The sequence below is a fragment of the Atopomonas hussainii genome (assembly GCF_900109735.1).
Lineage (GTDB): Bacteria > Pseudomonadota > Gammaproteobacteria > Pseudomonadales > Pseudomonadaceae > Atopomonas > Atopomonas hussainii.
The window spans coordinates 147724-162086 of the sequence record NZ_FOAS01000003.1; the positions used below are offsets into that span (position 1 = coordinate 147724).

At 59.1% G+C, this 14363-nt stretch carries 12 protein-coding genes; 6 read left to right on the forward strand and 6 right to left on the reverse strand.

Translation table 11 applies throughout. From position 1 onward, the window contains the following. The gene (locus BMX80_RS03755) at positions 1-666 is read left to right on the forward strand and encodes a murein L,D-transpeptidase catalytic domain family protein (protein WP_235821599.1); all 666 of its coding nucleotides are present in this window, start codon (positions 1-3) and stop codon (positions 664-666) included. Here the strand turns inward: BMX80_RS03755 and BMX80_RS03760 are convergent, their stop codons facing one another. From BMX80_RS03760 to BMX80_RS03775, 4 genes are all read right to left on the reverse strand, one after another. Beyond that, positions 667-2382 (reverse strand): diguanylate cyclase, encoded by a 1716-nt coding sequence (locus tag BMX80_RS03760; RefSeq protein ID WP_083394232.1) that lies wholly within the window; start codon positions 2380-2382, stop codon positions 667-669. A 57-nt stretch (positions 2383-2439) separates the two neighbouring features. Beyond that, a complete protein-coding gene (locus tag BMX80_RS03765; RefSeq protein ID WP_074865275.1) occupies positions 2440-4140 on the reverse strand; it encodes a diguanylate cyclase in 1701 nt (566 codons plus the stop codon). Positions 4141-4216: 76 nt separating this feature from the next. After that, the gene (locus tag BMX80_RS03770; RefSeq protein WP_074865278.1) at positions 4217-5989 is read right to left on the reverse strand and encodes a type IV pilus assembly ATPase TfpB; all 1773 of its coding nucleotides are present in this window, start codon (positions 5987-5989) and stop codon (positions 4217-4219) included. A gap of 36 nt (positions 5990-6025) precedes the next feature. Beyond that, positions 6026-7393 (reverse strand): CYTH domain-containing protein, encoded by a 1368-nt coding sequence (locus BMX80_RS03775; protein WP_074865281.1) that lies wholly within the window; start codon positions 7391-7393, stop codon positions 6026-6028. Between the two features lie 102 nt (positions 7394-7495). Between BMX80_RS03775 and BMX80_RS03780 the strand changes: the two genes are divergently transcribed. The 4 genes from BMX80_RS03780 (at position 7496) to argA (ending at position 12062) form a co-directional block, all read left to right on the forward strand. Further along, entirely contained in the window at positions 7496-8173 is a 678-nt protein-coding gene (locus BMX80_RS03780) for a TIGR00153 family protein (protein WP_071870935.1), read from the forward strand. 36 nt (positions 8174-8209) lie between these two features. Continuing rightward, positions 8210-9469 carry an inorganic phosphate transporter gene (locus tag BMX80_RS03785; protein WP_071870934.1) on the forward strand — a complete coding sequence of 420 codons (1260 nt, stop codon included), beginning with the start codon at positions 8210-8212 and terminating at the stop codon, positions 9467-9469. 123 nt (positions 9470-9592) lie between these two features. Beyond that, positions 9593-10771, forward strand: a complete 1179-nt coding sequence (gene argE / locus BMX80_RS03790) for an acetylornithine deacetylase (protein ID WP_074865284.1) — start codon at positions 9593-9595, stop codon at positions 10769-10771. After that, a complete protein-coding gene (gene argA / locus BMX80_RS03795; RefSeq protein WP_074865287.1) occupies positions 10764-12062 on the forward strand; it encodes an amino-acid N-acetyltransferase in 1299 nt (432 codons plus the stop codon). Before argE ends, argA begins: the two co-directional genes overlap by 8 nt. Before the next feature lie 11 nt (positions 12063-12073). Here the strand turns inward: argA and BMX80_RS03800 are convergent, their stop codons facing one another. After that, the gene (locus tag BMX80_RS03800) at positions 12074-12988 is read right to left on the reverse strand and encodes an ion transporter (protein ID WP_074865290.1); all 915 of its coding nucleotides are present in this window, start codon (positions 12986-12988) and stop codon (positions 12074-12076) included. A gap of 82 nt (positions 12989-13070) precedes the next feature. Next, positions 13071-13724 carry a histidinol-phosphatase gene (locus tag BMX80_RS03805; protein WP_074865293.1) on the reverse strand — a complete coding sequence of 218 codons (654 nt, stop codon included), beginning with the start codon at positions 13722-13724 and terminating at the stop codon, positions 13071-13073. A 142-nt stretch (positions 13725-13866) separates the two neighbouring features. Between BMX80_RS03805 and BMX80_RS03810 the strand changes: the two genes are divergently transcribed. After that, entirely contained in the window at positions 13867-14346 is a 480-nt protein-coding gene (locus BMX80_RS03810; RefSeq protein WP_071870929.1) for an RNA pyrophosphohydrolase, read from the forward strand. Positions 14347-14363 lie beyond the last annotated feature (17 nt).

Sequence of the window (14363 nt, forward strand, 5' to 3'; positions counted from 1 at the left end):
ATGTTGTGCTGGCTGAGCACACCGGCTTTTGCCGATTCATCTTTATTTCAAGCATTGGCGCAGCGTGCGCCGCAACTCGATCGGCAGGCGTTGCGTCACGCGCTGGCGGCGATGCAGTGCGCGATTAACCATGGTGCGAAACCGGCGCAACGCTTGGCGGTGATTGATTACTCCCGCCCTTCCACCGAAAAGCGCTTATATATCTTCGACTTAAACCGTAAACGCCTGTTGCTGCGCGATTATGTGGCGCATGGCCGTGCCTCGGGTGAGAACCTCGCCACACAATTCTCTAACCGCGTGAATTCGCACCAAACCAGTCTGGGCTTGTTCCAAGGTGCGGAGAGCTATCGCGGCAAGCATGGCTATTCACTGCGCATGGATGGCCTAGAGCCGGGGCTTAACGATAAAGCCCGCGAGCGCGCTATCGTGATTCATGGTGCCGCGTATGTGAACCCCGCGTGGATCAGCCGCCAAGGCCGTATTGGTCGCAGTTTAGGTTGCCCTGCCGTGCGCCAAGGGGTGGCGCGCATGGTGGTCGATAAGCTGAAAAATGGCCAATTTGTCTTTGCTTGGCATGCCAAGTACAGCCGTAATGTGGCGGCTGGCTACCAACGCTGCGGGCCTATGGTGTTGGCTAAAGCGGCGCGGGCGGACAAAAACGGCTGATTACAGGGCTTGCCCCAGTTCATCGCTGCACGTTACGCAGGCTTGATGGCAAACCTGATTGCGCCCGGCGTCTTTGGCGCTGTACAGGCGCTGGTCGGCGTCATTGATCAGGCTGTCGAGGCTGTAGTGATTGCCGCGCTCCGCCACGCCTAAGCTAACGGTGATGCTAAGGCCAGCCGGCTTCAGTCGCTCGACTTGCTCGCGCAGCCGTTCAGCCAAGTGCGCGGCCTGCACGTCATGGGTTTCGGGCAGTAGCAGCAAGAATTCTTCACCACCCCAGCGCACACAAATATCGCCATGCCGGGCGGTTTGCTGGAGCAGTTTGCTCAGGGCGATGAGTACTAAGTCACCAGTGGCGTGACCGTGTTGATCGTTAATCTGCTTGAAGTGATCGATATCGAGCAGAATCACCGACAGCGGCCGATGATTGCGCATGGCGGTGCTCCACAGACTATCGCTGACATCGAAGAACGCGCGGCGATTAAACAGCCCAGTCAACGGGTCCGTACGCGCCATGTGCTCAGCTTGCAGGCGCGCCACTTGATGCTGGCGCATTTGGTAGGCCAAGGCCAACGCCAGCAGCGTGGCTTCCAAAAGAACCCCGATTTTCATCGCGTTAAACGTCAACGTGTTGAAGGGCAAAACATTCCACAACGCCAAATTGGTGGTGGCGGTGCCAAGCAAGCCAAAGGCCGAGGCCGCCAGAAAATAACGTGCGGCGAGCAGGCCACGACTTAAGCAGAGCCCGCCTAAAACCACCATCACGACCGGGTAAATGATGAGGGCGATAAACGTTAGGCGCATACCGGCCACATAGAAACCGCTTAACGACAGCAGCACGGACAGCGCCATAAAGGCATTGGCGCCCCATTTCAGCAGGCTATTTAGGCGCGGATAAAGTGCCGGAATATCAAGGAAATGACGGGCAAAGTGCAGACTGCTCCAGGCCACGGCGACCAGCAGCATTAAAATGCCGAAATGGTTGGAGTCTGGCCAAAACCACTCATTGATATAGCTGGAAGACAGCAGATACAGAAGCACATAAATAAACAAAAACACTGAGTAGTTCAGTGTATTGGGGTCGCGCAAACCGCTGTAAAGCATCAAGTTAAAGGCGATCAAGGCGAGGAGATAGCCCAGTTGTGCACCGTCAATGAAACTGATCCATTTCGCCACTGTGCGTTGCTGTGTTTCTTCTAACAGGCGCACCACGAGTGGGTGCGAACCGATGTTTTCAAAGCGTACATAGAGGCCGCTATTGCCCGGCGGCACGTCGAGAACAAAGAGATAACCCTGATTAGGCACAGGCCGCTGTTGCCGTGGCTTAGCATCACCAGCGTAAAACGCCTGCAAAACCTGCTGACCGTGCAGCAGATAGACATTCATCTGGTCGATCCATGCGGGGCCAATTTCTAAGGTGCGGCGCAGCGCCTTATCGTCAGCGTTATGTAGCGGCAAATATACCCAGTGCGGCTTAGGGGCTGAGCCTAAGTGCAAGACGCGGCTGTGATGCGATTGGAATTGCCCACTGTGCCGCGCTGCCATGGCCTCAGACAGTGACAAGGGCGGCCCTTCGGGCTCGAAGAAATAGCTCAGCTCTTGACCCAGATAGTCATAACTGGGCTCGGTGAGTTCTACGGCACCAAAGCCGTAGGGCGCGCTAATTAGGCTCAGCACAGCCAGAGCTGAACGTAGCCAGTGGTTGATTGCTTTCAAGGTGGAGGTTCTGGTGTTTTTTTCTCAGCCTAGTTGAGTTTTATCGCCGCGTGACGCTTATTCGCCCGCCGCATGGGCACACACCACCTGATTGCGGCCCGCGTGTTTGGCGCGATACAGCTGCTCGTCAGCGGTGTTGATGAGTTCATCCAGATTGCTTTCACCGCCTAACTGCGCCACCCCTAAGCTGGCGCTGACGGCAATGCCAGAGGGTTTCAGTTGGGCAATGCGCACGCACAGGCGCTCAGCCAGTAGGCAAGCTTGTTCGGCATTGGTTTCGGGCAGCAGCAGCAGGAACTCCTCACCGCCCCAGCGCACGGTTAAGTCGCCATGCCGCGCCAGCTGTTGCAACAAGGTGCTGACAGCCACTAAGACTAAGTCGCCGGTGGCATGGCCGTGTTCATCGTTGATGCGCTTGAAATGGTCAATGTCGATCAAGATCACCGCGAGCGGGCGCTGATTACGAATCGACGTGCTCCACAGGCGGTCGCTTAATTCAAAGAAGGCGCGGCGGTTGAGCAGTTGCGTCAGCGGGTCGGTGCGCGCCAGCTCTTCTGCACGCAGGCGAGCGGCTTGATGCTGGCGCATCCGGTAGGCCAAGGCTAATGCCAGCAGAGTCGCTTCGATCAACAAGCCGACCTCTACCGCGCGATAGCCGAGCAGAGTAAACGGCAGCACGCCCATCACTGTGAGGTTGCTGATGGCGGTGCCTAGCATGCCGAAGGTGGTTGCCGCCAAGAAGTAACGCGCCGCCAACAGCCCTTTGCGCCAGCACAGCGCACCGAGGGCCATCATGATGAACGGGAACGCCACCAGCGCGGCAAACGTCAGGTATTGCGCCGGCAAGGCCATATCAAAACTGGCAAAGGCCACCACCAGCAACAGACAGGCATTGCTGTAGTGCTTAATTAGCCCATTGAGGCGCGGGTAGAACTGCGCCAACTGCAAAAAGTGCCGGGCGAAGTGCAGGCCTGTCCACGCCATCGCCACCATCAGCACGACAATGCCGTAATGGGTAATCGACGCGGTCTCTGGCCAACCCCAGGCATTTAAGTGGCCGGTATAGGTGAGGTTGAGGGCGATAAAGGTGGCGAGAAAGACCGAGTAATTAAGGCTATTACGGTCGCGCAGACCGCCAAACAGCATCAGATTGAAGGCGATCAGGGCCAATAAAAAGCCATACAAGCCGCCATGACTGTAGCTGTTCCAGAGGATGAGGCGCTGCTGCTGTTCGCTGGTTAACAAGCGCAGCATCAAGGGTTGGGTGTCTATGGTTTCAAAGCGTAAGAACAGTGCGCTGCGGCCGGGCGGTATTTGCAGAGGCATTACATAACCTTGTACAGGCACCGGCTGGGCATGTTGCGGCAGTTCGTCGCCGGCGCTGCTGGCGAATAAAACATGCTGGTTTTCCACCAGATAGGCATCAAAGCGATCGACCCATACCGGGCCGACTTCCAGATAGCGCAGCACGGGGCGGTCTTGCTGGTTTTCCAGCGGTAAATACACCCAGTGTGCGGGTGGGTTGATGCCGAGATGCAACACGCTGCTGGGGTGCTGCATAAACTGACCTTGCCGCTGCGCCTGCATGGCTTGCGCCAAGGTGAGCGGTTGCGGACGCGTTTCAAGCAGGTAATACAGGTCTTTACCCAGGTAGTTATAACTGGGTTGGCTGAGGTCGATAGCCGTTGCGGCGCTGACTTGCAGGCAAAAGCCGAGAAGCCAGCAGAGGCTGATGAGGTAGTGGTAGGTGCGCTTCACTGCGTCGGTGTTGTTATCGTTTTGCGATAAGCCTAGCCGAGCGGCAGCCCGAGGGACAGCCCTTAATGACGCGGAATTAGCGCTGCTCGCTTTGCGGGGTAACGCGCAGCACTTCTTCCAGCGTGGTTTGTCCGGCGGCAATCTTCTGCGCACCGGCCAAACGCAGACTGCGCATGCCCTCTTTAAACGCCTGGCGGCGCAGGGCGATGTGGTCGCAGTCGGCGTGGATGTAGTCTTTCAGGCTGTCGGTCAGCGGCATGATTTCGTACACCCCAGCACGCCCGCGATAGCCTGTGTCGCGGCACTCTTCACAACCCACAGCTTGCTGCGCCTTGGTGGGTGCGGCAGACGACCAAGGGCGGGTCAGCTCTTGCCAGTCATCGTCGGGAATCGACGTCGGCGCTTTACAGTGCGGGCACAAGGTACGCACCAAGCGCTGCGCCATCACCCCGAGCACCGTGGCTTTGATCAGGTACGCCGGCACGCCCAGCTCAAGCAGGCGAGTGATCGCCGTCGGCGCATCGTTGGTGTGCAAGGTAGACAGTACCAAGTGACCGGTCAGCGATGCTTGTATGGCCATCTCGGCGGTTTCCAGATCGCGGATCTCGCCGACCATGATGATGTCCGGGTCTTGGCGCAGCAGTGCGCGTACGCCGCTGGCGAAGGTCAGGTCGATATTGTGTTGCACCTGCATTTGGTTAAACGACGGCTCGATCATCTCGATCGGGTCTTCGATGGTGCACACGTTAACTTCCGGCGTGGCCAGCTGTTTGAGGGTGGTGTACAGCGTGGTGGTCTTGCCCGAGCCAGTGGGGCCGGTAACCAAAATAATGCCGTTGGGTTGGCTGGTCATGTGCGTCCAGCGCTTTAAGTCGTCGTTGCCAAAGCCCAGTTCGTGGAAGCCCTTGAGCAGCACTTCGGGGTCGAAGATACGCATCACCATCTTCTCGCCGAAGGCGGTGGGCAGGGTAGATAGACGCAGCTCGACCTCATTACCCAGTGGCGTACGGGTTTTTACCCGGCCATCTTGTGGACGACGTTTCTCGGCCACGTTCATCCGCCCAAGGCTTTTTAGGCGGCTAATCGCCGCCATGGTGACGTTGGCGGGAAACTCGTACACATTGTGCAGCACGCCATCGATACGAAAACGCACTAAACCGATGTCGCGGCGTGGCTCGATGTGGATGTCACTGGCGCGCTGCTGAAAGGCAAACTGGAACAACCAGTCGACGATGGTAACGATGTGCGCGTCGTTGGCATCGGGGTCGGCACCCAGTTGCAAGAGCTGCTCAAAGTTGCCCACGCCGCTGATCTTCTGATCCACCGCACCGGCACCGCTGACCGATTTGGCCACGCGGTAAAACTCGTTGGTGAAGCGCTCTAAATCCAGCGGGTTGATCACCACACGCTTGATTTCGCGCTTGAGCACATGGCGCAGGTTGCTTTCCCAGCTGTGCACCCACGGCTCGCAACTGGCGATGGTGACGCTGTCGCTATCGGTAGCCACGGCAAGAATCTTATGCCGCTGAGCAAAGGCATACGACATCAGCGGGGTCACTGCCGCGACGTTGATTTTTAGCGGGTCGATGCGCAAATACGGCTGGCCGCTGCGCTCGGCCAGCCATTGGGTGAGCACTTCTAAATCGAGTTTTTTGCCCGGCCGTTTGGGATCGGGCAACTCTTGGCAGGCGAGGAAGTCGAGCGGGTGTTGCTTGTTGGTGAACGCACTGCGGCGGATGGCTAAGCAGTGCTCAGCCGCCGCTTGGGTGACCCGTTCTTCACGCACCAAATCACGCAGCACGTCGGCCAAATCGACAACGCGGTCGGGGCTGGGTGTTGCTGCGTTCATGCTCATGCTTCCTTGACTCGATTCAATGCGTCTAGCTTAGCGACTTAGCGCGCGCCAAGCCTTGAGGGTACGCACAGTATGCGCCTGATGCTGACAGGCTTCCAAACCCTCGCTGCCGGGTACATAGGCGAAGTAACGCAGCTTGTTCAGCTCGCCGTAGAAGCGGTCAACCTCGGGCAGCTCCAGCAAGCCACGGGCATGTTCTAACCAGAGACACACACGTTGCAGGCGCGGGGTTTGCTCGCGGATACGTTCAGGATCTTGCTCAGCCAGCGCCAGCGGTGTGCTCAGCGCTTCGGCATCGTCTTTTAATTGGTGCAGCAGCCAGTTGCCCAGCGCTACGCCACCGATTTTAGTGCCTTTCGCGTTGCGTTCTGCTTGCCATGCGCGGGTCAACAGCAGCTGCGCTAAGCCCAGCGACAACTGGCCCCAGCGAGTGCCTTCCAGCTCTTCGGCAAACTGTGCCGGTGCGGCCTCGCGGGTGGCTTGCTCGTAATAGCCCTCTACCGAGCGCGGCTGCCATGTGGCGATCAATGCATCGAGATGCTGGCGCAAGGCGCTGGTGCTGCTACGCGGCACGGCTTGGCCGGGGCTGGCCAACAGCGCACGCAGGCTAAGCAGCAAATCCACCCACTCAACCAGCAGCTTCCAATGGCCGTTAAAACGGTATTGCTCGGCTAAGCGCTGACTGGCGCCGAGTAACTGCCAACCCAGCGCGGCAAAGCTGTCGTCCAGCGTTTGCTCGGCGCTTAAGCTCACCTGTGGCAAGCGCAAGCTGTAGCTGGCGCTATCAAACAGGCGATAACCGCGCTCGGCCTTGCTGATATCGCAGGGCATCAGCGGTAAGTCTGCGGCCAATTCGCAGGCCAGGGCGAGCAGCGCGGCGGGCTCGCCTTGGCGCAGTTCTAGCTCTACTTCGCAGATCGGTTCGCTGTGCTCGCCGACGACCACGCTGCCTTGGTCCAGCGCCGCTTCGATGATGACTTTTTGCTTGCCACGGCCCCAGGCCAGCTCGGTTTTTTCCCGCACAAAATCGGTGGAGAAAATCGGCTGCAAGGTGGCTTTATTGAGCTCGGCCAACTCCGCCGGCCAGCAGCTGTCGTCCAGCTTGCTGATATCCAGCTGGGCGCTGTCGAGATACCAATCCCACTCATGACGTTCCGACAAACCCGCCACGCTCTGGCCACGGGTTTTCAGGGTTTGAATATATTGCTCGCCATCTTTACGTAGGCGCAGCGCCACTTTGCTGTGCGCCAGCGCGCGCTCGGGGGTGTCGAAGTACTGGTTAAACAGCGCCACACGCTGCCAGCCGTCCTTGCTACGCTTTTTAATCAGCGCATGCTGCTTTAGGCGCTCTAGCGTGGTGGGGGTGGCGCGTAGCTTGATTTCGATTTCGTTGAACATGACGTGCTGAGCCCAGAGGCTTATGACCATTTAATGACAGAAAGTGGCAGATCGAGGGCGTGATCCCTATACTGCCGCGAAATTTTTACGGGGTATTGCCGTATGCCGACTAAATCCTTGATGGGGCTGTTTGCCCGCTCGCCCATTGGCCCAATGCAGGATCACATTGTAAAGGCTCATGAGTGCGCCAGTCGTTTGCTGCCGTTCTTTGAGGCCGCCTGCGCGGGTGATTGGGAGCAAGCTGCGCACATTCAAAAAGAAATGTCGCAATTGGAACATGAAGCCGACAAGCTGAAAAAAGATGTGCGTCTGCACCTGCCGAAAAGCTTGTTCCTGCCCGTGCCGCGTTCGGACCTGCTAGAGCTGCTCAGTGTACAGGACAAGGTCGCCAACCGCGCCAAGGATATTTCTGGCCTGATGCTGGGCCGGCAGATGGCCATTCCCGAGCCGATGCAGCCGCTGATGACCCACTACGTGCAACGCACGGTGGATGCCAGCGCGCAAGCCAAGAAAGCCGTTCAAGAGCTGGACGAACTGCTGGAAAGCGGTTTCGCCGGCCGCGAAGCGCAACTGGTCGAGACCCTGATCGAAGAACTCGGCCAAATTGAAAACGACACGGACAAGTTGCAAGTGGAAGTGCGTCAGCAGCTGTTCCAACTGGAAAAGCAGCTGCCGCCGGTGGATGTCATGTTCCTCTACCAGGTGATCGATTGGATCGGTGATGTCGCCGACCGTGCCCAGCGCGTGGGCAACCGCCTGGAACAACTGCTGGCGCGTTAACGCCGGCGGATTGTCTTAACCAACGAGAAATTTCACATGTCTCTGATTGCTGAATACGGCACAGTGTTGTTGCTGCTGGCCTGTCTGTTTGGATTCTTCATGGCCTGGGGTGTGGGCGCTAACGATGTTGCCAACGCCATGGGTACCTCCGTCGGCTCGCGCGCACTGACCATCAAACAAGCGATCATCATCGCCATGGTGTTCGAGTTCTGCGGCGCTTATTTAGCCGGCGGCGAAGTAACCGACACGGTTAAAAGCGGCATCGTCGATGCCTCGGTGATTCCGCCGGACTTACTGGTGCTAGGCATGATGTCGGCCCTGCTGGCGGCCGGTACTTGGTTGCTGGTGGCCTCGATGAAAGGCTGGCCGGTATCTACCACGCATTCGATTATCGGCGCAGTGATTGGCTTTGCTGCGGTGGGCGTATCGATGGACTCGGTGAAGTGGGAAGGCTTAGCGCCGATCGCCGCCAGCTGGGTGGTGTCGCCGGTACTGTCGGGTGCGGTGGCTTTTGTGCTGTTTCTCACCGTGCAGAAGCTGATCATCAACAGCGATGATCCGTTTAAAAACGCCAAGCGCTACGTGCCGTTCTACATGTTCCTCACCGGTTTTGTGGTGAGCATCCTGACCGTGACCAAAGGCCTGAAGCATATTGGCCTGCACCTGAGCACCGTGGAAGGCCTGTTGATTGCTATCTGCGTCGGCCTATTCGTGATGTTTGTCGGCATGGCGCTGATTAGCCGCATCAAAGTCGATGTGGAAGCGGACAAGCAGTTCCACTTCGCCAGCGTGGAGAAAATCTTCGCTGTGCTGATGATCTTCACCGCCTGCGCCATGGCCTTTGCCCACGGCTCCAACGACGTAGCGAACGCCGTTGGCCCGCTGGCTGCGATTGTTAGCGCGCTGGAAACCGGAGCGCAGGCCGCTTCTAAATCAGCCGTACCAGGCTGGGTGCTGCTGCTGGGTGCCGTGGGCATCGTGGTTGGCTTGGCCACTTATGGCTACAAAGTCATCGCCACCATCGGTAAAGAAATCACCGAACTGACCCCCAGTCGTGGCTTCACCGCTGAGCTGGCTACCGCCACCACAGTGGTCGGTGCTTCGGCGTTAGGCTTGCCGGTTTCTACCACCCACACCTTGGTCGGTGCGGTGCTGGGCGTCGGCTTGGCCCGTGGTATTGCGGCGCTGAACTTGGGCGTGGTGGGGCAGATCTTCCTATCTTGGGTGATCACCCTGCCGGTGGGCGCTTTGCTGTCGGTGGTGTTCTTTACCATCCTGCGGACTTTATTCGCTTAATCGCACTGACAAGTTCTCCCAAAAGCCGCCGCGCAGGCTCTGCCCGGCGGCTTTTTTCTGCCTGTCGATTTGGGCTAAGCGCACAAGCGCCCTATGATGAAGGCTCAACGACGGAGAGCCGCGATGCCTTTGCCCAGCCTAAAACAGCAATTTAGTCAGCTGATTGCCTTACCTTCGGTGAGCTGCACTCAGCCAGAGTGGGACCAAAGCAACCTGCCCGTCGTCGAGCAGCTGGCGCAATGGTTTGGCGAGTTTGGCTTTGCTTGCGAACTGCAAGAGATTGAGCCCGGCAAATTCAACCTGCTCGCCACCTTAGGCCAAGGCCCCGGCGGGCTGATTCTCGCCGGGCATACCGACACCGTACCGTTTGATAGCGGCCGCTGGAGCCTCGACCCGCTCAAGCTGCTGGAGCGCGACGACCGCTGGTACGGCCTCGGCGTGTGCGACATGAAGGGCTTTTTCCCGCTGATTATTGAAGCACTCAAAGAGCTGCCGCTGGATAAGCTGCAACAGCCCTTGATGATTCTCGCCACCTGCGACGAAGAAAGCTCCATGTCTGGCGCCCGCGCGCTGGCCAAGCTGGGCCGTCCGCTGCCGCGCAAGGCGGTGATTGGCGAACCCACTGGCCTGCGCCCCGTGCGTTTGCACAAAGGCATCTTGATGGAGCAGATCAACATCACCGGGCAGAGCGGGCACTCCTCCGACCCTAGCCTCGGCCACAGCGCCATGGAGGCCATGCATGCGGTGATTGGCCGCCTGCTCGACTTGCGCGGCCAGTGGCAAAAACGTTGGCAGAACCCGCTGTTTGGCGTGCCGGTGCCAACGCTAAACCTCGGCTGCATACACGGTGGCGATAACCCCAACCGTATCTGCGCCCAGTGCGCGCTGGAATTTGACCTGCGCCCACTACCGGGCATGGCCAGCGACGAGTTACGCGCACAAATCCGCGCGCAGCTCACCGACGTTGCCGCCGAACACCAAGTGCAGATCGACTACGGCCCGCTGTTCCCCGGCGTGCCGGCGTTTGAAGAACTGGCCGATAGCCCACTGGTGCAACTGGCCGAACGCCTCACCGGGCATTCGGCAGAATCCGCCGCGTTTGCCACCGAAGCGCCGTATTTAAAAGCCCTCGGCTGCCAAACCATTGTTTTAGGTCCGGGGGATATTGCCTGTGCGCACCAACCCGACGAATATCTCGACCTTGCGCGCATTGAGCCCACCGTCCAGCTGCTTCGCGGCTTAATCGACGAGTGCTGCCTGCGCCCAGCCGAACCCCAGCCTCAAGGAAGCGCTGATGCTTGATTACGTAAACTGGCTGCGGCATGCCTCGCCGTACATTAACCAGCACCGCGACTGCACCTTTGTGGTCATGCTGCCGGGCGAAGGCGTGGCGCACCCCAACTTTGGCAATATCGTTCACGACTTGGTGCTGCTGCACAGCCTTGGCGTGCGCTTGGTGCTGGTGCACGGCTCGCGGCCGCAAATTGAGGCGCGCTTGGCCGAGCGCGGCCTGTCGCCGCGTTACCACAACAACTTACGGGTCACCGACGGCGCGGCGCTGGAATGCGTGATGGATGCCGTGGGCCGTCTGCGCGTGGAAATCGAAGCACGCTTATCGATGGATATGGCCGCCTCGCCGATGCAAGGCGCGCGCTTACGCGTGGCAGGCGGCAACTTAGTCACCGCCCGGCCGCTGGGCGTACACGATGGCATCGACTACCACCACACCGGCGAAGTGCGGCGTATCGACCGCAAAGGCATTCAACGCCTGCTGGATGAGCGCAGCATTGTGCTGCTCTCGCCGCTGGGTTATTCGCCCACCGGCGAGATCTTCAACCTCGCCTGCGAAGACGTGGCCATGAGCGCCGCCATTGCCCTCGCAGCCGACAAGCTGGTGCTCTACGGCGAAGAAGCCGGTCTGCTGGATGACAACGAGCAACTGGTGCGTGAACTGCGCCCCTACCAAGCCCGCGCGCATTTGCAGCGCTTAGGCGCCTGCTATCAGGCCGAGCTGCTCGACGCGGCGGCGCAGGCGGCTGAGGGCGGTGTGCGGCGCAGTCATATTGTCAGCTTCCAAAACAACGGCGCGCTGCTCACCGAGCTGTTCACCCGCGACGGCGGCGGCACTATGGTGGCGCAAGAGCAATTCGAGCGCTTGCGCGAAGCCACCATCGACGACGTGGGCGGCTTGCTGGAGCTAATCCGTCCGCTGGAAGAACAAGGCATTCTGGTGCGCCGCTCACGCGAGGTGCTGGAAACCGAAATCGAGCAGTTCAGCATTGTCGAGCGCGACGGGCTAATCATCGCCTGCGCGGCACTCTACCCGCTGCCGGACTCGCAAGCTGGTGAACTGGCCTGCTTGGCGGTCAACCCGCAATACCGCCAAGGCGGGCGCGGTGACGAGCTACTGGCGCGTATCGAACAGCGCGCTAAGACGCTTGGTCTGAATCAGCTGTTCGTGCTCACCACGCGCACCGCGCACTGGTTTCAAGAGCGCGGCTTTGTCACCTGCGGGGTGGAAAGCCTGCCCAGCTCACGCGCCTCGCTGTATAACTTTCAACGCAACTCCAAGGTTTTCGTGAAGAGCCTCTGAGTCGCCCAGCGCTATAGGTGCCCGCCGCAGTGCGGGCATTTTTTATTCTGCTGGGCGCGCTCAAGCAATGCGGCGGCGTCTTCATCGGGAATGCCCAGTTCTTCGGCGCTGTCATCCAGCGCATCGCGTTCGTCGTCGCTCAAGTGGCCGTCGGCCAGCGCGACCTGCACTTGCTCGCTAAAACGCTCGCGGCGTAGCTCCAGCTCGCGGGAAAAACCCGAGGCCAAAATGCCCGCCGGCAAAGCAGCCATGCCCACGCCGGCCAGAGTGATGAGCATGCCAAAGGCTTTGCCCAGTGCGGTCATCGGCACCACATCGCCATAACCGACGGTGGTGAGCGTTACCGTAGCCCACCACATGGCCGCAGGAATCGAGCCGAAGTGCTCCGGTTGAATATGCCGCTCCACCGCGTACATGCCGCTAGCGGCAAAGATAATGATGATCAGCATGACAAACAGCGCCGAGGCAAAGCTGGACGCCTCTTTGCGCATCACAGTGCCCAGCAGCTCTAACGATGCCGAATAGCGCGCCAGCTTAAACACGCGCAGCAAACGCAGCACGCGCAAGATGCGCGTATCGACGTTGATAAACAGGGCTAAATAGAACGGCGCAATGGCGATCAAATCGACCAAGGCCATCGGGCTTAACAGGTACGCCACACGCGGCGAGCGGGCCTCAGCAAAGGCCGGGTGCTCCGGCGCGCTGTACAAGCGCAGTAAATACTCCAGCGAGAACAGCGCCACCGAGATGCGCTCGAACAGCACAAACTGTTCGGCATATTGCGCCTCGATACGCGCTACGGACTCTAAAATCACCGCCGCCACGTTGGCCAAAATCAGCAAGGCAATCGCCAGCTGCAGCAGGCGCGGCAGCCAGCGCTGGTTGTCTTCTAAGTAGAGGTAGACCTGCTGTCGCAGCGGGGTCATGGCGGCTCCCTGTTGTCATTATGGGTGGGAGCGATCGTCGATCGCGCGGCACAGTATACCGGCTGCGCCGCGCTGATCCGGTTTAACGCAAGCTAATCACCTGCCAGCCCGCCTGCTCGGCCTGTGCACGCAGGGTGTCATCCGGGTCGACCGCCACCGGCGTGCTCACTTGCTGAAGCAGCGGCAAGTCGTTGTGCGAGTCGCTGTAAAAATAGCTGCCCTCAAGGCTGTGGCCGGTGTCTTTTAGCCAACGCGCCAGACGCTCGACCTTGCCTTCACGAAAGCACGGCACATCGGTGGTGCGGCCGGTGTAGCGGCCATCGGCTTGCTCGCACTCGGTGGCCAGCAGGTGTTCAACGCCTAAGCGGCGCGCAATCGGGCCGGTCACAAAGCGGTTGGTGGCGGTGATGATCAGCACTGTGTCGCCGGCAGCGCGGTGCTTGGTCAGTAAGGCCTCGCCGGCGGGCAGAATGATCGGCTCGATACACTCGGCCATAAACTGCGCGTGCCAGGCATCCAACTGCTCTTGCGGGTGCTCGCCCAGCACGGCCAGGCAAAAATTCAGGTACTCACGAATATCCAGCTTGCCGCTTAAATAGTCTTGGTAGAACTCGTCGTTCCGCGCCTTGTAAGCGTCGCCATCGACAATGCCGTGCCGACACAGAAAATCGCCCCAAGCATGATCACTGTCACCAGCCAGCAAGGTGTTATCCAGATCAAACAGGGCCAAGGCCATGACGCTCTCCATCAAGGTAAAAAAAGGCCGACCAGCATACCTGCCTAAGCATGACCTGCCTATGACAGCCGAGGCTGGCGCGTTGCCGCTACTTGCGCCTTTGTGGAAGAATGCAAGACATTGAAAGATTAGGGGTTGTACCGTGATCGATAATGATGGTTTTCGCCCCAATGTCGGCATCATACTGGCCAACGACCTCGGTCAGGTGTTGTGGGCCAAACGCATCAATCAAGATGCTTGGCAGTTTCCGCAAGGCGGCATTCAAGGGCGCGAGTCGCCAGAAGAGGCGCTGTACCGCGAGTTGCAAGAAGAGGTAGGGCTGGCTGAGACGGATGTCAAAATCCTCGCCTGCACCAAAGGCTGGCTGCGTTATCGCCTGCCACAACGCTTGGTGCGTACGCACAGTAAGCCGTTGTGCATTGGGCAAAAGCAAAAGTGGTTTTTACTGCGCTTAACCAGTGACGAGCGCAATGTGCGTGTCGATTTAAACCATAAACCCGAATTTGATGGCTGGCGTTGGGTCAGCTACTGGTATCCACTCAATCAGGTGGTGTCGTTTAAGCGCGAGGTGTACCGCAAAGCCATGCGCGAACTGGCCCCCAGGCTCACAGTTAGGGAGTAGCGCGCTTGGCCATCGAT